We start from the raw sequence: 19975 nt of genomic DNA, 5'->3' as shown, positions 1-19975 counted from the left end.
CAAAGAATCCGCGTCAGGCTGCCGCGGACAGGCGGCCACGCGCCTGCGCCACGGCGCGTTCGGCCACTGGACGGATCGCGGCATAGCCCGCCGGGGTCAGGTGGACGCCATCGTCCGACAATCCGGCGCGGGGCTTGCCATCGGGGCCGGCCAGCGCGGCGTGATAATCCGCGAACGGCACCCCGCGCCGCCGGGCCAGATCGCGCAGGCGGCGATTGAGGTCGGCGGTACGCGCGGTCGCGGCGATATCGTCCCGCCCCGGAATACCGGAAGCGGCGGGCAACCCGCCGATCACCACCCCGATGCCGTGCAGCTGCGCCAGATCGATCAGCGTTTCGAAATTGGCGATATAGGCGTCCGGCCCGATCAGCCCGGTATTGCCCAGGATGTCGTTCACCCCGGCCTGCATCACCACGATTTTCGGCTTCAGCCCCAGCACGTCCTGCCGGAACCGCAGCACCAGTTGCTGGCTGGTCTGGCCGGAAATCCCCCGGTTGATCCGCCCGCCGGTGAAGAACGTCGGGTCCGCCGCCGCCCAGTATTCAGTGATGGAATCACCAAAGAACACAACGTCGATCGGCGCGCCGCTGGCCAGCAGCCGGGCGTTTTCGTGGGTGTAGCGGCACAGCTCCACCCAGTCGAACTTCACCGGCTTGACCTCGTCCGCTTGCTGGGCAGGTGGCGGGCAGGGCTGGTCCGCCATCTGCACCTTTGGGCGCGGATCAAGGTTAGCGCGGTAATACCACCCCGTCAGCGCCAGCCCCAGCAGCAAGGCCAACGCGGCGATCCGCAGGCGGGGATTGCCCACGGCGCGCCCCTCAGATGATCCCGACCGCCTTGCCGGCGCGTTCGAACATGCCGATGATCGTCTGCACCTGCTCCGCGCTGTGCTCCGCGCACAGCGAGCAGCGCAGCAGCGTCATGTTCGCCGGGGTCGCGGGCGGGCGGGCGAGGTTCACGTAGAGCCCTTCCTTCAGCAGCGCTTCCCACATCGCCGCGCCGCGCTCCAGATCGGGCATGATCACCGCGATGATCGCGCTCTGCGGGGATTCGGTGCCGAGCTGAAAGCCCTTGTCGCGCAGCCCCTGGTGCAGCGTCTTGGAGTTCTCCCACAAGTGCGCACGCTTGTTGCCCGCGTGCATCAGCTTGCGGATCGAGGTCGACGCCGTCGCCACCACGCTGGGCGGCAGGCTGGCGGTGAACACGTAGGGACGGCAGACCAGCCGCATGATTTCGAACTTCGGGTGGTTCGACACGCAGAAGCCGCCAACCGTGCCGACCGACTTGGAGAACGTCCCGATCACGAAATCGACGTCGTCCAGGCAGCCCTGATCCTCGGCCACGCCGCGCCCGTTGGGGCCGATGAAGCCCATCGAGTGCGCTTCGTCGACCAGCACCATCGCGCCATGCTTCTTGGCGACCTCGATCATTTCCTTCAGCGGGGCAATGTCGCCCAGCATCGAATAGACGCCTTCCAGAACGACCAGCTTGCCCGCGCCTTCGGGAATGCGCTTCAGGCGCTTCTCCATCGCGTCGATGTCGTTGTGCTTGAACGGTACGACTTCGGCATCGCCCATCTTGCAGCCATCCCAGATGCTGGCATGGCTGTCGATGTCGAGGACGATGTAATCGCCCTTGCCCGCGATCGTGCTGATGATCCCCAGGTTGGCCTGATAGCCGGTGGAAAAGACCATCGCGTGGTCCATTCCGTAAAATTCCTTGAGCGCGTCTTCCACCGCGCGGTGCCCGGCATAGGTGCCGTTCAGCACCCGGCTACCGGTCGTGCCCGCGCCGAAATCGTCCAGTGCCTGCTTGCCCGCCTCGATCACGTCGGGATCGAACGTCATGCCCATGTAGTTGTAAGTGCCCAGCAGGATCGTTTCCCGCCCGTTGCAGATCGCCACGGTGGGCGAGAGCACCTTTTCCATCACCATGCCGAACGGATCGGTAACGCCGGTGGCCAGCAGCCCCGCGCGCATTTCAATCAGCGGATCGAACTTGGAAAACAGGTCGGTCATGGCCTGGCTTACCCTTGCAGCTTCACGACGGCATCGATCAGCTGGCCGTAGGTTTCGATCTCGGCCTGCTGGTTCATGCTGATGATGATGTCGAATTCGTCCTCGATCGCGGCGACGAAGTCCATCACGGTCAGGCTGTCGAATTCCAGATCCCCGGCAAAGGTGCTGGCATCGGTGATCGCCACGCCCTTCTTGTTGAACGGTTCGATCAGCGCGGCGATCTTTTCAGCGGTTGCGGCGCGGTCCATCTTGGTATGCTCCCGAAGTGTTTGCGGCCCTTTGGCCGATGAATGGGGCGGAATATAGGCGAAAGTTGTCCGTCAGGCAGTCGCGCGTTCGACCAGCGCCTTTACCGCCGCCATGAACGGGCCGATCGACACTGGCTTGGCCAGGTATCCCTCGGCCCCGGCGTCGCGGATGCGCTCCTCGTCGCCCTTGCCGGCATAGGCGGTGACGGCCAGCACCGGGATCGCGCGCAAGGTGGCGTCGGCCTTGGCCGCCTCGATCAGGTCCAGCCCGGAAACGTTGGGCATCTGGATGTCCATGATGATCAGGTTGGGAACGAACTGCCGCGCGCGGTCCAGCGCCTCCAGCCCGTCGGCCACCGGTTCCACCGCATAGCCCTGGCTTTTCAGGACGTCGCAGAACAGCTTGCGGTTGAGGTCGTTGTCCTCGACAACAAGGATGCGCTTTGCCATTGAACCGGCTTACCCGCTGCACACGAGGCTGACAATTCTTCGCGAACCCCAATCCCCCGGCCACGATGCCTTCACGCTGGCGCTGGGCGCGCTGGGCTGGGTGCTGGGCGATGGCCAGCGGGCCGAGCGGCTGCTGGCGCTGACCGGGCTGACGGCGGACGAATTGCGCGCCGGCCTTGGCGATCCCGCACTGCTGGGCGCGGTGCTGGATTTTCTGGCCGCGCATGAGCCGGATCTGGTCGCGGCAGCAGAGGAACTGGGCGTAAAACCGGCCGAACTGATGGCCGCGCGAGAGAGGTTGTAAGGCTGTGCAGGTATTGAGCGGGGCGCGGCCCCTGGTGATCAGCGATTGCGATGAAGTGCTGCTGCACATGATCGTCCCCTTTGCGGACTGGCTGGACGAAACGCAGGGCGTGACGTTCCGCATGGTCGGCAACGATTTTTCTAAGGCGGTCCGCTACAAGGACAGCGGCGAACTGGTCGAACCGGCGAAGATCTGGGAACTGCTGACCGGGTTCTTCGACAACGAAATGCACCGCCAGCACCCGATTCTGGGCGCGGTCGGCAGCATCAACACGCTGGCCGAGCAGGCCGATGTCGTCGTGCTGACCAACCTGTCGGACAAGCACAACGAGGCCCGCCGCCGTCAGCTGGCCGATCACGGCATCAACGTGCGGGTGTTCACCAATCAGGGGCCGAAAGGCCCGGCGCTGAAAGCGATCATCGACGAATACCAGCCCAGCCGGGCCGTGTTCATCGACGATCTGGCCCAGCATCACGGTTCGGTCGCGGAGCTGGTTCCGCATGTCGACCGGCTGCACCTCTGCGGAGAGCCCGTGCTGGCGCCGCATATCACCTGCGGGTTCGAGGCCGGTCACGCCCACGCGCGGATCGACACCTGGGAACACGCCCTGCCCTGGCTGCTGACGCGGCTGCATGGAGAAAACGCATGAACATCGAAGCGAAACTGGCCGAACTGGGCCTGACCCTGCCTGCCGCCGCCGCGCCGGTCGCGGCCTATGTCCCCGTCGTCGTCGCGGGCGGGCTGGCGCATGTTTCGGGGCAAGTCTCGATTGTCGATGGCCAGCTGCTCAAGGGGCGGCTGGGCGAGGACCTGACGCTGGAAGACGGCGTACGCGGCGCGCAGGCCTGCGCCCTGATGATCCTGGCGCAGCTGAAGGCCGCGCTTGGCTCGCTCGACCGGGTTGAGCGGATCGTCAAGCTGGGCGCGTTCATCAACAGCGCCCCCGATTTCACCGACCAGCCCAAGGTGGCCAATGGCGCGTCCGAGCTGATGGTCGCCGTGTTTGGCGAAGCGGGCAAGCACGCCCGCAGCGCGGTTGGCGTGCCGTGCCTGCCGCTGGGCGTAGCGGTGGAAGTGGACGCGATCGTTGCTGTTCGCCCTGCTTGACCGCTGGCGGGTTCCCCCGCCACGGCCTGACAAGGTCGCCTGGCTGAAGCAGTGGCACTTTGCCCACCGCGGCCTGCACGGTCCCAGCGTGAACGGGGAGTGCGTGCCGGAAAACTCCCCCACCGCCTTTGCCGGGGCGCTGGCGCGCGGGCTGGGGATCGAATGCGATATCCGCCGCTCGTCCGATGGGCAGGCGATGGTGTTCCACGATCCCACGCTGGATCGGATGACCGCTGAAACCGGCCGGGTGGCAGAGCGCAGCGCGGAGGAACTGGGCAGAATCGTGCTGAACGGCGGGACCGATACCATCCCGTCACTGCGGCAGTTGCTGGATCAGGTTGCGGGCCAGGTCCCGCTGCTGATCGAGATCAAGACGCCCGACAGCTCGCACGGCCGGGTCAGCCAGCTGTGCCTGGCGGTGCGGCGGGTGCTGGAAGGCTATCAGGGCCTCCATGCAATCATGAGCTTCGATCCCCGGATCGTGCGCTGGTTCGCGGATCATTCGCCGCTGACGTTACGCGGACTGGTCGTGACCGAGGAAAACGACAAGGCGCTGCCCGGCATGATCCGCCGCCGACTGGCGCTGTGGCATGCACGGCCCGAATTCCTGGCTTATGACATCCGCGACCTGCCCAGCCGCTTTGCCGCCCGCCAGCGGGCGCGCGGCCTGCCGGTGACAAGCTGGACCGTGCGCAGCCCCGAACACCGCGAACGGGCGGCGGAATACGCCGACGCCCCCATCGCGGAGAGCGCCGGAATCGCGTGAGGACGCACCGGTGAGCGAGGGCGAATACACCTGCCGGGCCGCATCGTCGGTGGGCGCGCTGCCTGCCGACCAGTGGGATGCACTGACGGCTGGCAATCCGTTCCTGTCTCACGCCTTCCTGTCCGCGCTGGAGGAATCGGGCAGCGTCGGCCCCGGCACCGGCTGGCACCCCGCCCCGCTGGTGCTGGAACGCGCCGATGGCACGCTGGCAGGGGCGCTGCCCGCCTACCTGAAGGACCACAGCCAGGGCGAATACGTGTTCGATCACGCCTGGGCCGATGCCTGGCACCGCGCCGGGGGCAATTATTACCCCAAGCTGCAAATCGCCGCGCCGTTCACCCCCGCCACCGGTCCGCGCATTCTGGCCGCATCGCCCGATCTGGCCCGGCCACTGCTGCGCGCGGCCGAAGCGGTATGCCAGCAGAACGACCTTTCATCGGCGCACGCCACTTTCATCGTGCCAGAACAACTGCCGCTGTTCGAAGCGGCGGGCTGGCTGCTGCGCAGTGACATCCAGTTCCACTGGGAAAACCGCGGCTATGCCAGCTTTGACGATTTTCTAGGCGCGTTGTCATCGCGCAAGCGCAAGGACATCCGCAAGGAACGCGCCGCCGCGCAGGACGGGGTCGAAATCCGCCACCTGACGGGCAGCGACCTGACCGAGGAACACTGGGACGCGTTCTGGGTGTTCTATCAGGATACCGGCGCGCGCAAATGGGGGCGGCCATACCTGACCCGCGCGGCGTTCAGTCTGATCGGGCAGTGGATGGCCGACCGGGTATTGCTGGTCATGGCCTATCTGGGGGACCGGCCGATTGCCGGAGCGCTCAATTTCATCGGGCCGGATGCGCTCTACGGCCGGTACTGGGGGGCTGTGGTCGACAAGCCCTTCCTGCATTTCGAGCTATGCTATTATCAGGCGATCGATGCCGCCATCGCGCGCGGGCTGGCGCGGGTCGAGGCCGGGGCGCAAGGCGGTCACAAGCTGGCGCGCGGCTATGAACCGGTGCAGACTTGGTCGGCCCACTACATCGCCCATCCCGGTTTCCGCAGCGCCGTCGCCGACTTTCTGGAGCGGGAGCGCACAGGGATCGCGCAAGACCAGCTCTATCTGGGCGAGCGGACGCCGTTCCGGAAGGGGTAGGCAAGCAGGATCAGGCGGCGCGGCGCTCCCCGGCGCGGAGCCATTCGCGCGCGCGGCGCTGGGCTTCGGCGATTTCGCGGGCGGTCATTTCATCGGAAATGTCGGCGCGGCACAGCTGGGCTTCGGCATGGCCCGCCACGGCGGCCAGATTGAACCACTTGTGCGCCTCGATCAGATCGCAGTCCACGCCGTGGCTGCCGGTCGAATAGGCCACGCCCAGGTCGTAGTAGGCGTTGATGTCGCCCTGCGCGGCAGCTGCCAGGCAGCTGGCTACCAGCATGTCCTCGGCCGTTTCATCGGCAGTGGCAAACGGCCCTTGAAAGTCGGCCCCCTTGATCCAGGTCGTGCTCATCGTCTGATACCCCCAACGCGGCAGGCGGCAGTGCCTGCTGACAGGGCGAACCTTCCCGAACATGGTCAACAAAAGGTTAATGGCCACGGTAAAATCTTTCCGCATGACAACTTCGGATCCGCGCCAACCCCTGGCGACCGGATATGACAAGGTGATGATGGGCACAGTTGCCCGGCCAATCGATTGCCGCTTGTGCGGGATTTGGCCGGGTTCTATAGGCGCGCTCGAACCGGCACCGGGAGGCTATCGGAAGAACCGAAGCCGCAGGGATCCCATGGGCCCGGCTGGTCTGGTTGTGGAGAGTATATGACGACTGTTCTGGGCGATGAAATCGACGTCCTGGCCAAGGCCAAGCGGGCCATTGCCGGCGACTATCTGCCATCCGACGCCGAAGAGTACATGTGCGAGGCACAGCTCGATTATTACCGGCGTCTGCTGCAGGAATGGAAGAAGCTGATCCTGTCGGCCGCGCAGGATACCCTGCAACAGCTGCAGGACGGCCCGATCCGCGAACCGGACCTCAACGACCGCGCTTCCAGCGAGACGGACTGGGGCATCGAACTGCGCACCCGCGATCGCCAGCGCAAGCTCATCGCCAAGATCGATTCGGCGCTGCGCCGCATCGAGGAAGGCGAATACGGCTATTGCGAAGTGACCGGCGAACCGATCGGCCTGGGCCGCCTGTCTGCCCGCCCGATCGCGACCATGACGGTCGAGGCGCAAGAGGCGCATGAGCGCCGCGAGAAAATTTCCCGCGACGATTAAGCACTTAGTCACGTTAACCGGTTGTTTGCCAGTCCAGTTTATCATTCGGCGAGGCTGAATTGGATAGTTCGGCCACCTATGGATGCTGACCGATCCCGGTCGGCGCACAGGGAGCGTTGGAACTGGCAATGAGCGACAACGAACACCGGCAGCTCGCGCGCGACAGCCTGTTCGTCATGGCTGAACTGCGGGTCGACGGCGTGGACGGCGAACAGCGGATCCGCGTGCGCAACCTCTCATCCGGCGGGCTGATGGCCGAGGGCGGCGGGCACGTTCTGCGCGGCCAGCTGGTCTGGGTGAAAGTCCGCAACATCGGCTGGGTCGAAGGCTCGGTCGCATGGGTTCAGGACAACCGCTTCGGAATTGCCTTCCGCGAGGAAATCGACCCCAAGGTGGCGCGTGCGCCGGTCGTGGCGGGCGAAGGCACGCCGCGCTTCGTGAAACCGGCGCTCAGCTATGTTCCCCTGGGCGAACTGCGCAAGATCTGACATTCCGCCGGTTGTAACCGGCCGCCAATTCCCCCAAAGACGGGACAAGCCATGTCCCGCCCTGCCTCGCTTTTGCGCAACGCCCTGATCGCCGCCTTGCTGGCCGCCACCTTGGGTGCCTGCGGCCGCAGCGATGACCGGGCGGTCGAAGTGGCGGTAATCGGCGATCCAGCCGCACCGTTCGTCACTGGCCCCCGCCTGCCTCTCGCCGCGCAGCTGGTCCGTGCCGCCTCCGCCGAAGGGTTGGTCGGCTTCGACGAGCAGGGCCGGGTGATTCCCGCCATCGCCGACCGCTGGATCGTCACCGACGATGGGCTCAGCTACATCTTCCGCTTACGCGACGGCAAGTGGCCGGGCGGCGGCGCGATCACTGGTGAAACCGGCCGGGCCGCGCTGGTCCGGGCGATTGGCGCGCTGCGCGGGACCGCGCTGGGCAGCGATCTGGCAGTGATCCGCGAAGTGCGGGCCATGGCCGGGCGCGTGATCGAGATCCGGCTGCACCAGCAGGCGCCGGACTTGCTGCAATTGCTGGCCCAGCCCGAACTGGGGCTGACCATGCGCGGCAACGGAGCCGGGCCGATGCGGCTGGAGCGCGACAAGCGCACGGCCATCCTGACCCCGATCCCGCCGGAAGACCTCGGCCTGCCCCAACCAGAGGAATGGGAAGCGCGCCGCCGCAAGCTGAACCTGGTCGGGCTTTCGGCGAAAGACGCCATTCGGCGGTTCAACGCCGGAGAGGCGGATGTGGTGCTGGGCGGGCGCTTCGCCGATTTCCCCCGGCTCGATGCCGCCGGCGTGCCGCGCGGGGCGATCCGGCTGGACCCGGTGACCGGACTGTTCGGGTTGGCCGTTGCCCGCGCCGAAGGCTTTCTCGGCGCGCCTGAAAACCGCGAAGCCCTGGCCATGGCGATCGACCGCGACGCGCTGGCCGCGGCGCTGAACGTCGGCGGGTGGACCGCCACGACCCGCGTGGTCGCCCCTGGCAGCGCCGACGACAACGGCACGGTTGCCGAACGCTGGCCCGGCCAGACCCTGGCCGAACGGCGGGCAGTCGCGGCGGCCAGGGTTGCTGCCTGGCAGGCGGAGAACGGCAAGCCTGCCGCGTTGCGGATTGCCCTGCCCGCCGGCCCCGGCGGCGATTTGCTGCTGCGCCAGCTGGCGGCGGACTTCGGCGCGATCGGACTGACCGTGCGCCGGGTCAGCGAAGCCGGCGATGCCGAATTGCGACTGGTCGACACGGTGGCGCGCTATGCCCGGGTCGGCTGGTTCCTCAACCAGCTGAGCTGCGGCAACGCGCGCGGCCCATGCAGCGCCAGCGCCGACCGGCTGGCCGAAACCGCCGTGGCCGAACCGGACCCGGTCAAGCGGGCTGACCTCTATGCCCAGGCCGAGGCGCAGCTGACGATTGCCAACACCTTCATTCCATTTGGCGTGCCGGTGCGCTGGTCGCTGGTGAGCGGGACAGTTACCGGCTTCGCCCCCAATCGCTGGAACATCCATCCCTTGATGCCACTGGCCATGCGCCCCAAATAAACCGGGCGGACCAATTGCGGTTCGCGCTACAAAGGGTCGTCGATGTCCGAAAACATGAACGCGCGCCGCGTCAACGTGCAGCGAATGGCGGCGGAACTTCCGCTGGGCACAGACCCCGCTTCGGTCCGCCGCCGGGTCGAGGCGCTCGAAATGTTGCTGGAGCGGGCGATCCGCATTCCCGTCGTCAACCGCCGCATCGGGCTGGACGCGGTGGCGGGCATAGTGCCTGTGCTGGGCGATCTGGTTACGGCCGCGATGGGGTTTTATGCCGTGTGGGAGGCACGAAATCTGGGCCTGCCACGCTGGAAGCTGTGGCGCATGATGGCCAATGTGGGGATCGATACCGCGATTGGCGCGGTCCCGCTGGCAGGCGACCTGTTCGACGTCCTCTATCGATCAAACACCCGCAATCTCAGGATTTTGCGGGCGCACCTCGACAAGCATCACCCCGCCGCCCGCGTGATCGAAGGGTAGCCGGTTCACCCTTTGCGCGAACGCCGGGAAATCCGACCGCCCCATTTACGGGAAATTAACCTTTCCACTTCATTTGTCATATGGTTAATGGCGGTCAACAACTCTTGAGAGAGAGTTAGCGACTGGGGATTTCGGGGCAAAAGGGGGTAACCCATGCGCGTACTGCTGATCGAAGACGAACCGACTACGGCGCGAGCCATCGAGTTGATGCTTACCACCGAAGGGTTCAACGTCTACTCGACGGACCTCGGCGAGGAAGGGCTCGATCTGGGCAAGCTCTATGATTACGACATCATCCTGCTTGACCTGAACCTGCCCGACATGCACGGCTATGACGTGCTCAAGAAGCTGCGGGTGGCCAAGGTTCAGACCCCTGTCCTGATCCTGTCCGGCATTTCGGAAATGGATTCCAAGGTTCGGTCTTTCGGCTTCGGTGCGGACGATTACGTAACCAAGCCGTTCCACCGCGAGGAACTGATTGCCCGCATTCACGCCGTGGTGCGCCGGTCAAAGGGGCATTCGCAATCGGTCATCCGCACCGGCAAGCTGGCGGTCAACCTGGATGCCAAGACCGTCGAGGTCGATGGCGCCCGCGTCCACCTGACTGGCAAGGAATACGCGATGCTGGAGCTGCTGTCCTTGCGCAAGGGCACCACGCTGACCAAGGAAATGTTCCTTAACCACCTCTATGGCGGGATGGACGAACCGGAACTCAAGATCATCGACGTGTTCATCTGCAAGCTCCGCAAGAAGCTGGCGCATGCCTGCGGCGGGGAAAACTACATCGAAACCGTCTGGGGCCGCGGCTATGTGCTGCGCGATCCGGGCGAGGAAGCCGAAGCGGCCTGATCCCCCGCCAGCCTTCCTGAAAACCCGAATGCGGCCCGCCCCTCTCCCGGCGGGCCGTTTTCATTTTGGGCGGTGCACAAGGGAGCGGTCAGTCGATCCGCGTGAAGTAGGTCGTCTCCAGCTTGGGCAGATCGCGGCCCGCCCAGACGATGGTTTCCGTCATGGACTTGCCATCCTTGGCAACGGCGTAGACCCGGGTCGAAACTGGCAAACCCTGTTTGCCCAGCGTCATCACCAGCGTGGTCGGCGCGGACATGCGCAGCGACACGGTATCGATGAAGTCCATGTTACCCGTGATTGCTACGGGCACTCCATCCGCCGCCGCCGTCGATTCCGCGCGGCGCACGGAGCCATCTGGCGCAACGATCTCGACTACGCTCGTCCACTTGCGATCCTGCGACACCCGGAACGTGATCGTCACCCGGCGGGGGCGTTCTTCCGCCGGAATCCGCATGACATCCAGCGACCAGGTCCCGGCCAATGGCGACTGCGCCACCGCCGTCTGGACTTGCGGGGACGTTGCCTGTTGCGTGAAATCCGCCGCCGTGAACATCAGCCCGGCAGCGGCGACAGAGAGTGCGATCAACATGGTTGTGGTTCCTTTCGACTGCGTGCGCCCGGTGCTGGGTGGCACCGCCGCTGCATCGGTCGAGGAACCGGGGGTGGTAAGATCGATATTCCTGTCCCAGATTTTCTGGGCATCCAGCAGGCGCGCCAATTCCCGGCTGCTGCCCACGCCGGTCTTGCGGCGCGCATCGCGCAACCGTTCATTGATCGAGGCTTCCGACCGACCCAACCGCACGGCGATGGTCTTGACGGTGTGGCCGGCCGTCAACAGCCGCAGGATTTCCAATTCGGTCTGGTTCAGCGCTGCGAATGAGCAGGGAATGCGTTCGGGGGCCGACATGCAACCTGCTCACCACATGGCCCCGTGCACGTCCATCCCAATTATTTTGGGGCGAGGCGCTCCGTGCGCCAGGCCATGCACGCGCTTGACCCCTGCCGGAGCGACTGCCAAACGCCCCGACCATGACTGCCTACAAACCCGGTGACCCGACCACGATCAACCGCCTCTATGGCCGCGCCAAGGGCAAGCCGCTGCGCCAGGGGCAGCAAGGGCTGGTCGACCGGCTGCTGCCGCAGATCGCGGTTCCCGCCGAAGGGGCGGTAACCGCCGAACGGCTGTTCGGACACGATTGTCCGCTCCATTTCGAGATCGGCTTTGGCGGCGGGGAGCATATGGCCGGGCGGGCCGACATGCTGCCTGACCATGGCTTCATCGGCGCAGAACCGTTCCTTAACGGCGTAGCCCAGGCGCTGACCCATGTTGACGGGGACAACGGCACGCGCCCGCCGCTGCCCAACGTGCGCATCCACCACGGTGATGCGCTGGAAGTGCTGCAGCGCATTCCGGACGGATCGCTTTCGTTCCTCTATCTGCTCCATCCCGATCCCTGGCCCAAGGCGCGCCATGCCAAGCGGCGGATGATGAACGACGGCCCGGTCGATCTGTTCGCGGCCAAGCTGAAACCGGGCGGGGAGTTCCGGTTCGGCACCGATCACGCGATCTACCTACGCCATGCCCTGATGGTGATGCGCCGCCACACCGACCAGTTCGAATGGCTGTGCGACAAGCCCCAGGATTTCCAGAAGCGCCCCGGCGGCTGGCCGGAAACCCGGTACGAGGCCAAGGCCCGCAACGTCTATGGCCACGAAGTGTGGTATTTCCGCTTCCGCAAACGCTGAGACGGACTGCCGCAGGAAAGTTTCGCTTCGGCGCTGGCGCGTAGAACTTTCTCGCCCCGGCGCGCGGCAAACTCTATTTAATTGGTCGACAATCCCGTCCCGGAGTCGGACCAGCCATGGATTTCGCGTCGATTGATCTAGCCGCCCTGCTGCCGTTCATCGCGGTCGGGTTCGCCGCGCAGCTGGTTGACGGGGCGCTGGGCATGGCCTTCGGGGTGATTTCGAACACTCTGCTGGTGGGCGTGATGGGCGTGCCGCCGGCACTCGCCTCGCAGCGGGTGCATCTGGTGGAATGCTTCACCACCGCAACGTCAGGGATCAGCCACCTCCTCCACGGCAATATCGACAAGCGCCTGTTCTTCCGGCTGCTGATCCCCGGCATGATCGGCGGGATCCTGGGCGCGTATGTGCTGACTTCGCTGGATGCAGGCGTGGTGAAGCCGTTCGTGCTGGCCTACCTGACCGCCATCGGCATTTACCTGCTGGTGCGGGGGCTGCTCTATCCGCCCAAAATCAAGGAAGCGAAGCTGATCGCGCCGCTGGGCCTGTTCGGCGGCTTTCTGGATGCGGCGGGCGGCGGCGGCTGGGGGCCGGTGGTGACGTCCAACCTGCTAATTCAGGGCGCGGACCCGCGCAAAGTGGTAGGCACGGTCAATTCGGTGGAGTTCTTCCTGACGCTGACCGTCTCCGCCGCGTTCATCTGGCATCTGGGTGTGGCCGACGTGGCCGGCGCCACGCTGGGCCTGCTGATTGGCGGCATTGCCGCTGCACCACTGGGCGCGTGGGCGGCCAAGCACTTCCCGCCCAAGCAGATGCTGATCCTGGTCGGCTTCGTGCTGAGCCTGACGAGCGCTTACGGCGCCTACAAGGCGCTGGGGCTGTAAGAACCGACCCGCGCCGTCCGCAGACCGGACGGCGCGGATGGCGCAGACTTACCCGGCGATCCCTGCCGCCGCCAGCACGGCCAGCGTGAGCACATCCGGCGCAATCGCGGTCATCGGCACGATCTGCACGGGCTTTTCCATCCCGATCAGCATCGGCCCGATCGTGGCGTTGCCCGCCAGTTCGCGCAGCAGCTTGGCCGAGATGTTGGCCGATTGCAGGCCCGGCATCACCAGCACGTTGGCCGGCGCGGACAGGCGGCTGAACGGATAGTTCGCCATCACGGTGGGGTTAAGCGCCGCATCGGGGGCCACTTCACCCTCGTATTCAAAGCCCGGCTTCTCGGCATCGAGGATCGCGACCGCTTCACGCAGGTTGTCCAGCCAGCGCCCCGGCGGATTGCCGAACGTGGAGTAGGACAGGAACGCAACGCGCGGTTCGTGGCCCAGACGGCGGGCGACGGCAGCGGTTTCCTTGGCGATGACCGCCAGTTCCTCGGCGCTGGGCCGCTCGTTGACGGTCGTGTCGGCCATGAACACGGTATAGTTCTTGCCGATCATCAGGTGGATGCCGAAGGGCAGCTTGCCCTCGCCCGGATCGAGCACCTGGCGCACTTCGCGGATCGTCTGGGCGAACGTGCGGGTCATGCCCGTCACCATGGCATCGCCCACGCCCAGCTTCAGCAAGGCAGAGGCAAAGACGTTGCGGTCCTGGTTGACCATGCGGCGCACGTCGCGTTCCAGGAAGCCCCGGCGCTGGAGCCGCTCGTAGAGCATTTCCACCATCGCCGGCACATGCTCGCTGACGGCGGAATTCTCGATCTGGTAGCTGTCGGGATTACCCACACCCAGTTCGACCAGCTTGGCGCGCACGGCCTCGGTCCGGCCGACCAGCACCGGCTCGCCATAACCGAAATCGCGGAACTGGATCGCCGCGCGCAGCACAACCTCGTTTTCCGCCTCGGCAAAGATCACCCGCTTGGGGTTGGCCTTCACCGTCTCGTAAACCTGCGTCAGCACCGACGTCGTCGGGTTGAGCCGCGCTTTCAGGCTGTGGCGATAGGCGTCAAAGTCCTCGATCGGCTTTTGTGCGACGCCGGTATCCATCGCGGCCTTGGCCACGGCGGACGACACGACTTCCATCAGGCGCGGATCGAACGGCGCGGGGATGATGTAGTCATGGCCGAACTGCTGGTTCTTGCCATAAGCGGCAGCGACTTCTTCCGGCACCTGTTCGCGCGCCAGTTCGGCAATCGCGATGGCGGCGGCGATCTTCATTTCCTCGTTGATCGCGGTTGCCCGCACGTCCAGCGCGCCCCGGAAAATGAACGGGAAGCCTAGCACGTTGTTGACCTGGTTCGGATAGTCCGACCGGCCCGTCGCCACGATCGCGTCCGGGCGGACGGCCTTGGCATCGGGCGGGGTGATTTCCGGGTCCGGGTTGGCCATGGCAAAGATGATCGGCTGGTCGGCCATGTCCTTGACCATGTCCTGCGTTACCGCTCCGGCCGCGGACAGGCCGAGGAAAATGTCCGCGCCCTTCAACGCTTCCTTCAGCGTGCGCTTGTCGGTGTGGATCGCATGGGCAGACTTGAACTGGTCCACCCCGTCACGCCCGACATAGATCACGCCCTTCGTGTCGCACACCGTCACGTTCTCATGGCGCACGCCCATCGACTTGATCAGCGCCGTGCAGGCCAGCGCGGACGCGCCCGCGCCGTTGACCACGACCTTGACGTCCTTGAAATCGCGGCCCGTCAGGTAGCACGCGTTGACAAGGCCGGCGGCGGCGATGATCGCGGTGCCATGCTGGTCATCGTGCATCACCGGGATCTTCATGCGCTCGCGCAGAGCCTGCTCGATCACGAAGCATTCCGGGGCCTTGATGTCTTCCAGGTTGATCCCGCCAAAGCTGGGTTCCATCATCGCGACCGCCTCGATGATCGCATCGGGGTCTTCGCTGTTCAGCTCGATATCGATCGAATCCACATCGGCAAAGCGCTTGAACAGCACCGCCTTGCCTTCCATCACCGGCTTCGATGCCAGCGCGCCCAGGTTGCCCATCCCCAGGATGGCGGTGCCATTGGAAATCACCGCCACCAGGTTGCCCTTGGCAGTGTAGTCATAGGCCGTGGCCGGATCGTCGGCGATGGCCTGCACCGGCACCGCGACGCCCGGTGAATAGGCAAGGCTCAGGTCGCGCTGGGTCGCCATCGGCTTGCTGGCGATGATCTCGATCTTACCGGGGCGGATGGTATTGTGATAGAACAGCGCCTCGCGCTCGGTAAAACGGACGTTGCTTTCGTCGGACACGGCAGGTTCTCCAGATATCGGCCTCGCCCTAACGGAAGGAAGCGCGACGCGATAGGGGAAAGCTGGGGTTTGCGGCTTTCCGAATCGTATGCATCGCAGCTAGTCCCTTGGCATGACCGCCGCCCCCGCCACCCCGATGATGACGCAGTACCTTGCGCTCAAGGCCGAGGCGGCGGATTGCCTGCTGTTCTACCGGATGGGCGACTTTTTCGAGCTGTTCTTCGAGGACGCGAAACAGGCCGCCCAGATCCTCGATATCGCGCTGACCAGTCGGGGCGAGCATCTGGGCGTGCCTATTCCGATGTGCGGCGTGCCGGTTCATTCGGCCGAAGGCTACCTCGCCCGCCTGATCAAGGCCGGGTGCCGGGTTGCCATCGCCGAACAGGTTGAAACGCCCGAGGAAGCGAAGAAGCGCGGCGGATCGAAGGCGCTGGTCGCGCGCGACATCGTCCGCTTCGTCACCGCCGGCACCCTGACCGAGGAAGCCCTGCTGGAGCCGCGCCGCGCCAATGTGCTGGCCGCCGTGTGCGACGTGCGCGGCACCATTGGCATCGCGGCCTGCGACATTTCGACCGGGCGAATGGAACTGGAAGAATGCGCGCCCGACCGGCTCGGCGCGGCGCTCGCCCGGCTGGGGGCCAGCGAGACGGTCGCGCCCGAAGGGCTGGAGGGCGTGCCGCCGGACACGATTCCCCGTTCACCGCGCGACTTTTCCAGCGACGGCGGCGAAGCCCGGCTGAAGGCCGTGCACGGCGTGTCCACGCTGGACGGGTTCGGTGACTTCACCCGCGCGATGCTGGCTGCGGCGGGCGGCCTGATCGCCTATCTGGACCACGTCGGGCGCGGCAAGCTGCCGCTGCTGCTGCCGCCGGTCGCGCGATCCGGCGATGCGGCGCTGGCGATGGACGAGGCCACGCGGGCGAGCCTGGAAATCCTGACCACCGCCCAGGGCACCCGGCGCGGCAGCCTGGTGGAGGCGGTGGACCGCTGCGTCACCGGCGCGGGCGCGCGGCAACTGGCCGATGACCTCTCCGCCCCGCTCACCGATGCCGCGGCGATTCAGGCGCGGCTGGCGCTGGTCGAATGGCTGCATGACGATCCGTTGCTACGCGCGGACTTGCGCGCGGTGCTGCGCGCCCTGCCCGATCTGGGCCGTGCGCTGGGGCGGATCGTGGCCGGGCGCGGTTCGCCCCGCGATCTCGGGCAATTGCGCGATGGCCTCAGCGAAGCGCGGCGCATCCATGACTATCTGGTGCAGCGCACGGAGCGCCCCGCCCTGCTGGATGCGCTGCTGCCCAGCCTGACCGGGCATGGCGCGCTGACCGATCTCTACGCCCGCGCGCTCGTCCCCGCCCCGCCGACCGAGCGCGGCCAGGGCGGCTTCATTGCCGAGGGCTATGACGCCGCGCTGGATGAACTGCGCCGCGTATCGGGCGATGCCCGCCGCGCGATTGCCATGCTGGAAGCGAAATACCGCGACCAGACCGGGATTGCCGCGCTGAAAATCCGCCACAACGGCGTGCTGGGCTATTTCATCGAAGTGCCCGCCAAGCACGGTGACGCGCTGATGGCACCCGACAGCGGCTTCACCCACCGCCAGACGATGGCCGGTGCGGTGCGCTTCAACGCGCTGGCATTGCACGAAGAGGCCAGCCGGATTGCCGAAGCGGGCGGCCATGCCCTCGCCGCCGAGGAAGCCCACTTCGAGGAGCTGATCGCCGCCGCCGTCGCCGCGCGCCACGCCATTGCCGCCACTGCCGCCGCGCTCGCCCGGATCGACGTTGCCGCCGGGCAGGCCGAGCGTGCGGCCGAGGGCGGCTGGTGCAAGCCGGTGATCTCCGACGGGCTGGGGCTGGACATCACCGGCGGGCGCCATCCCGTGGTCGAAGCCGCGCTGGCGGCCAAGGGTGAGCGCTTCATCGCCAACGACTGCCGCCTTGCCCAGCATGACCGGCTGTGGCTGGTCGGCGGGCCGAACATGGGCGGCAAGTCAACCTTCCTGCGCCAGAACGCGCTGATCGTGCTGCTTGCGCAGGCGGGCGGGTTCGTGCCGGCGGAGGCCGCGCGGATCGGACTGGTGGACCGCCTGTTCAGCCGGGTCGGCGCGTCCGACAACCTGGCGCGGGGCCGCTCCACCTTCATGGTCGAGATGGTCGAAACCGCGGCGATCCTGGCGCAAGCGACCGAGCGCAGCTTTGTGATCCTCGATGAAGTTGGGCGTGGCACTTCCACCTATGACGGGCTGGCGCTGGCCTGGGCGGTGGTAGAGGCCGTTCATGGCATCAACCGCTGCCGCTGCCTGTTCGCCACCCACTACCACGAACTCGCCCGGCTGGCCGAAAGCTGCGAGGCTCTGTCGCTCCACCACGTTCGCGCGCGCGAGTGGAAGGGCGAGCTGGTCTTGCTGCACGAGGTGAGCGAAGGTCCGGCCGACCGCTCCTATGGCCTGGCCGTTGCCAAGCTGGCGGGCGTCCCTGCCCCGGTCGTCGCGCGGGCGAAATCGGTGCTCGACCGGCTGGAAAAGGGCCGCGCGGAAACGGGCGGACTGGCCGCTGGTCTCGGCGACCTGCCGCTGTTCGCCGCTGCCGCCGCCGCGCCCGAAGAACCCGCCGATCCGGTGCGCGAACGCTTGCGCGATCTCGACGTCGATGCGCTCAGCCCGCGTGAGGCGCTGGACGTGCTCTATGCCCTGAAACGCGCGGCGGATAGCGACTGACGGGAAACCTTCGTTAACCCGGCGCTGCTATCGCTGGCAGCCATGTTCGGCTTTGGCCCCAGGATCAACCAGGTGTTCCGCAGTCGCGGGAAGGCGCTGGGGTGGTCGCTGGGCGTCTTGCTCACGGCCTATTGCACGGTGCCGGTCGCCGACCAGGCCCGAAAGCACGAGGACGCCAAAGTCGCGGCCGCGCACGCAGCGCACAAATCGCCGTGGAGCAAGGACCGATGAGCCGGTCCGTTCAGCCGCGCAGGGGGCGGCGCTGATGTATCAATTGATCTTTCGCAACTGGAAATTCGCTGCACTGTGGGCCATCGGCATCAGCGCCAGCGTCGCCGCGTTCTTTGAACCGGGCGGCGGGCAGGAACAGCTGGCTGCGAGTGCTGAAAAGATCGAGACTGCCCGCACCCTCGAAAACAACGTCGCCAGCCTGCCTGCGCCGCCCGTTGACGAAGTGGTCGTGGACGAGCCGCTGAGCGAGGAGGAGGTCGCCGCCGCCGAAGCAGGTGCGCCCGTGATGGACAGCACCGTTCCGGCCGAGAACGACCCGACCGAAGAACCCTAACGCGCGGGCAGCAGCGCGCCGAGTTCCGCTTCCACCCGGTCGATGATCGCACCCTGCATCCAGCGTTCCTGTGCGCGCTGGCTGGCCGCAGCACCATAGGTAGCGCGGCGCTCCGGGTCGTCGGCCAGCGCGGCAATTGCTGCCGCCAGCGCAGCGGCATCGCCCGGCGGCGTGATCACGCCGCAGCCGTCGACTTCGTCATAAAGGCCGGTGCCGGGTTCGGTCGTGGCGATCACCGGACGGCCCGACAGCAGCATGTTGGTCAGCTTCGACGGAAGCACCAGATCGGCCGCGCCCGCAATCTGCGGCAGCAGGTGCAGGTCCGCCATAGTCAGCATCGCGCCCATCTTTTCCGCGGGTTGCAGATCGTGCAGCTGGACGTTGGGCAGGCCAGTGGCGAGCCGCTCCAGCTCCGCCCGGTTCGGTCCTTCGCCGCAGATCACGAAGGCAATGTCATCGCGGTCCTTCAGCGCGCGCGCCGCCTCGACCAGAATCTCGATCCCCTGCTTGCGGGCGATATTGCCGGAATAGAGCGCGACCTTGCGCTGCCCCAGCCCCCATTCGGCGCGGATCGCGGCGGCACCGGCGGCATCCGGCGCAAAGCTGGCATTGGCCCAGTTGCGCACTTCCAGCACGCGCTGGGGGTCCACGCCCTTGGCCACCAGCTTGGCGCACATCTGCGGGCTGATGGTCGAGGCTCGGTCCGCCAGGCGCAGAATCCGGCTTTCGAACCACGCGGCAAACCGCCCGACCGCGCTGTCCTGCGGCAGCAGCCCGGTGGCAAGCGCGGCCTCAACCTCGAAGTCCTGGACATGGACCCACAGCTTTGCGCCCGCCAGCTGCGCCGCGATCCATGCGCAGACAACGCTGAACAGCGCCGGCGCGATGGCAATCACCACGTCCGGACGCTCGGCCCGGCGGGCCAGCCCGGCGCGGATGGCGAAGGGCAGCGCGGTCAGCGCAAAGCTGGCAAGGTGGATGATCCGCTTCAGCCCGCCCGGATCGGCCGGGACATAGTGCGGACAGCGCGTGATGGTAACGCCATTTTCCACGCCGTGGCGCCATCCGCCCCCGGCAAACGCCGGATCGACCCGCCATTTCGGATAATAGGGCTTGCCTGCGATCATCGCCACGCGGTGACCGCGCGCCACCAGCGCCTCGGCCAGACCAGCGCTATAAGGACCGATGCCGACCTGTTCGGGGGCATAGTTGATCCCGACGATCAACACCCGTCGTCCGGCGCCCGCCTGGCTCAT

The 19975-nt window shown here is 66.4% G+C and carries 22 protein-coding genes; 14 read left to right on the top strand and 8 right to left on the bottom strand.

The window, feature by feature from the left end; translation table 11 throughout:
- Window positions 1-13: 13 nt before the first annotated feature.
- The 4 genes from IE113_RS02695 to IE113_RS02680 form a co-directional block, all read right to left on the bottom strand.
- Complete coding sequence (locus tag IE113_RS02695) at window positions 14-808, bottom strand: GDSL-type esterase/lipase family protein (protein ID WP_189538846.1); 795 nt, start codon at window positions 806-808, stop codon at window positions 14-16.
- Window positions 809-818: 10 nt separating this feature from the next.
- Window positions 819-2018 carry a serine palmitoyltransferase gene (gene spt, locus IE113_RS02690; RefSeq protein WP_189538845.1) on the bottom strand — a complete coding sequence of 400 codons (1200 nt, stop codon included), beginning with the start codon at window positions 2016-2018 and terminating at the stop codon, window positions 819-821.
- 8 nt (window positions 2019-2026) lie between these two features.
- Entirely contained in the window at window positions 2027-2266 is a 240-nt protein-coding gene (locus tag IE113_RS02685; RefSeq protein WP_189538844.1) for an acyl carrier protein, read from the bottom strand.
- Window positions 2267-2338: 72 nt separating this feature from the next.
- A complete protein-coding gene (locus IE113_RS02680; RefSeq protein WP_189538843.1) occupies window positions 2339-2716 on the bottom strand; it encodes a response regulator in 378 nt (125 codons plus the stop codon).
- Here IE113_RS02680 and IE113_RS02675 point away from each other — a divergent pair.
- From IE113_RS02675 to IE113_RS02655, 5 genes are all read left to right on the top strand, one after another.
- Window positions 2703-3020 carry a DUF3572 domain-containing protein gene (locus IE113_RS02675; RefSeq protein ID WP_189538842.1) on the top strand — a complete coding sequence of 106 codons (318 nt, stop codon included), beginning with the start codon at window positions 2703-2705 and terminating at the stop codon, window positions 3018-3020. The two genes, IE113_RS02680 and IE113_RS02675, sit on opposite strands and share 14 nt — an antisense overlap.
- Window positions 3021-3087: 67 nt before the next feature.
- Window positions 3088-3669 (top strand): HAD family hydrolase, encoded by a 582-nt coding sequence (locus IE113_RS02670; RefSeq protein ID WP_189538979.1) that lies wholly within the window; start codon window positions 3088-3090, stop codon window positions 3667-3669.
- Complete coding sequence (locus tag IE113_RS02665) at window positions 3666-4127, top strand: RidA family protein (protein WP_189538841.1); 462 nt, start codon at window positions 3666-3668, stop codon at window positions 4125-4127. The genes IE113_RS02670 and IE113_RS02665 overlap by 4 nt, the downstream gene beginning before the upstream one ends.
- Window positions 4108-4893: a glycerophosphodiester phosphodiesterase family protein gene (locus tag IE113_RS02660; protein ID WP_189538840.1), complete on the top strand. Its 786-nt coding sequence runs from the start codon at window positions 4108-4110 to the stop codon at window positions 4891-4893. The genes IE113_RS02665 and IE113_RS02660 overlap by 20 nt, the downstream gene beginning before the upstream one ends.
- A 10-nt stretch (window positions 4894-4903) precedes the next feature.
- Complete coding sequence (locus IE113_RS02655) at window positions 4904-6037, top strand: GNAT family N-acetyltransferase (protein WP_189538839.1); 1134 nt, start codon at window positions 4904-4906, stop codon at window positions 6035-6037.
- Window positions 6038-6047: 10 nt separating this feature from the next.
- Here IE113_RS02655 and IE113_RS02650 read toward each other — a convergent pair whose 3' ends face one another.
- On the bottom strand, window positions 6048-6389 hold the full coding sequence (locus IE113_RS02650) for an SEL1-like repeat protein (RefSeq protein WP_189538838.1): 342 nt from the start codon (window positions 6387-6389) through the stop codon (window positions 6048-6050).
- Between the two features lie 306 nt (window positions 6390-6695).
- Between IE113_RS02650 and dksA the strand changes: the two genes are divergently transcribed.
- The 5 genes from dksA to ctrA all read left to right on the top strand — a co-directional run bounded on the left by dksA (window position 6696) and on the right by ctrA (window position 10498).
- Window positions 6696-7154, top strand: a complete 459-nt coding sequence (gene dksA / locus IE113_RS02645) for an RNA polymerase-binding protein DksA (protein WP_189538837.1) — start codon at window positions 6696-6698, stop codon at window positions 7152-7154.
- A gap of 128 nt (window positions 7155-7282) precedes the next feature.
- The gene (locus tag IE113_RS02640; protein ID WP_189538836.1) at window positions 7283-7642 is read left to right on the top strand and encodes a PilZ domain-containing protein; all 360 of its coding nucleotides are present in this window, start codon (window positions 7283-7285) and stop codon (window positions 7640-7642) included.
- A 51-nt stretch (window positions 7643-7693) separates the two neighbouring features.
- A complete protein-coding gene (locus IE113_RS02635; RefSeq protein WP_189538835.1) occupies window positions 7694-9175 on the top strand; it encodes an ABC transporter substrate-binding protein in 1482 nt (493 codons plus the stop codon).
- Window positions 9176-9217: 42 nt separating this feature from the next.
- On the top strand, window positions 9218-9649 hold the full coding sequence (locus IE113_RS02630) for a DUF4112 domain-containing protein (RefSeq protein ID WP_229822096.1): 432 nt from the start codon (window positions 9218-9220) through the stop codon (window positions 9647-9649).
- Window positions 9650-9802: 153 nt separating this feature from the next.
- A complete protein-coding gene (ctrA, locus tag IE113_RS02625; RefSeq protein ID WP_189538834.1) occupies window positions 9803-10498 on the top strand; it encodes a response regulator transcription factor CtrA in 696 nt (231 codons plus the stop codon).
- Between the two features lie 88 nt (window positions 10499-10586).
- Here the strand turns inward: ctrA and IE113_RS02620 are convergent, their stop codons facing one another.
- Window positions 10587-11405: a helix-turn-helix domain-containing protein gene (locus tag IE113_RS02620; protein ID WP_189538833.1), complete on the bottom strand. Its 819-nt coding sequence runs from the start codon at window positions 11403-11405 to the stop codon at window positions 10587-10589.
- 122 nt (window positions 11406-11527) lie between these two features.
- Between IE113_RS02620 and trmB the strand changes: the two genes are divergently transcribed.
- Window positions 11528-12244: a tRNA (guanine(46)-N(7))-methyltransferase TrmB gene (trmB, locus tag IE113_RS02615; RefSeq protein ID WP_189538832.1), complete on the top strand. Its 717-nt coding sequence runs from the start codon at window positions 11528-11530 to the stop codon at window positions 12242-12244.
- Between the two features lie 116 nt (window positions 12245-12360).
- A complete protein-coding gene (locus tag IE113_RS02610) occupies window positions 12361-13128 on the top strand; it encodes a sulfite exporter TauE/SafE family protein (protein ID WP_189538831.1) in 768 nt (255 codons plus the stop codon).
- A 48-nt stretch (window positions 13129-13176) separates the two neighbouring features.
- Here the strand turns inward: IE113_RS02610 and IE113_RS02605 are convergent, their stop codons facing one another.
- Window positions 13177-15438, bottom strand: coding sequence for an NADP-dependent malic enzyme (locus IE113_RS02605; protein ID WP_189538830.1), 2262 nt, complete (start codon window positions 15436-15438; stop codon window positions 13177-13179).
- A gap of 112 nt (window positions 15439-15550) precedes the next feature.
- Here IE113_RS02605 and mutS point away from each other — a divergent pair, with 112 nt between their 5' ends.
- Both mutS and IE113_RS02595 read left to right on the top strand, forming a co-directional pair.
- The gene (mutS, locus tag IE113_RS02600) at window positions 15551-18154 is read left to right on the top strand and encodes a DNA mismatch repair protein MutS (RefSeq protein WP_229822095.1); all 2604 of its coding nucleotides are present in this window, start codon (window positions 15551-15553) and stop codon (window positions 18152-18154) included.
- A 265-nt stretch (window positions 18155-18419) separates the two neighbouring features.
- The gene (locus IE113_RS02595; protein WP_189538829.1) at window positions 18420-18719 is read left to right on the top strand and encodes a hypothetical protein; all 300 of its coding nucleotides are present in this window, start codon (window positions 18420-18422) and stop codon (window positions 18717-18719) included.
- Here IE113_RS02595 and IE113_RS02590 read toward each other — a convergent pair.
- Window positions 18716-19975, bottom strand: coding sequence for a WcaI family glycosyltransferase (locus IE113_RS02590; protein WP_189538828.1), 1260 nt, complete (start codon window positions 19973-19975; stop codon window positions 18716-18718). The two genes, IE113_RS02595 and IE113_RS02590, sit on opposite strands and share 4 nt — an antisense overlap.

This window comes from Novosphingobium arvoryzae, assembly GCF_014652615.1.
Taxonomy (GTDB): Bacteria; Pseudomonadota; Alphaproteobacteria; order Sphingomonadales; family Sphingomonadaceae; genus Novosphingobium; species Novosphingobium arvoryzae.
The sequence above is the reverse complement of the archived record's forward strand: the minus strand, read 5'-3'. Positions and strand labels throughout refer to the sequence as shown.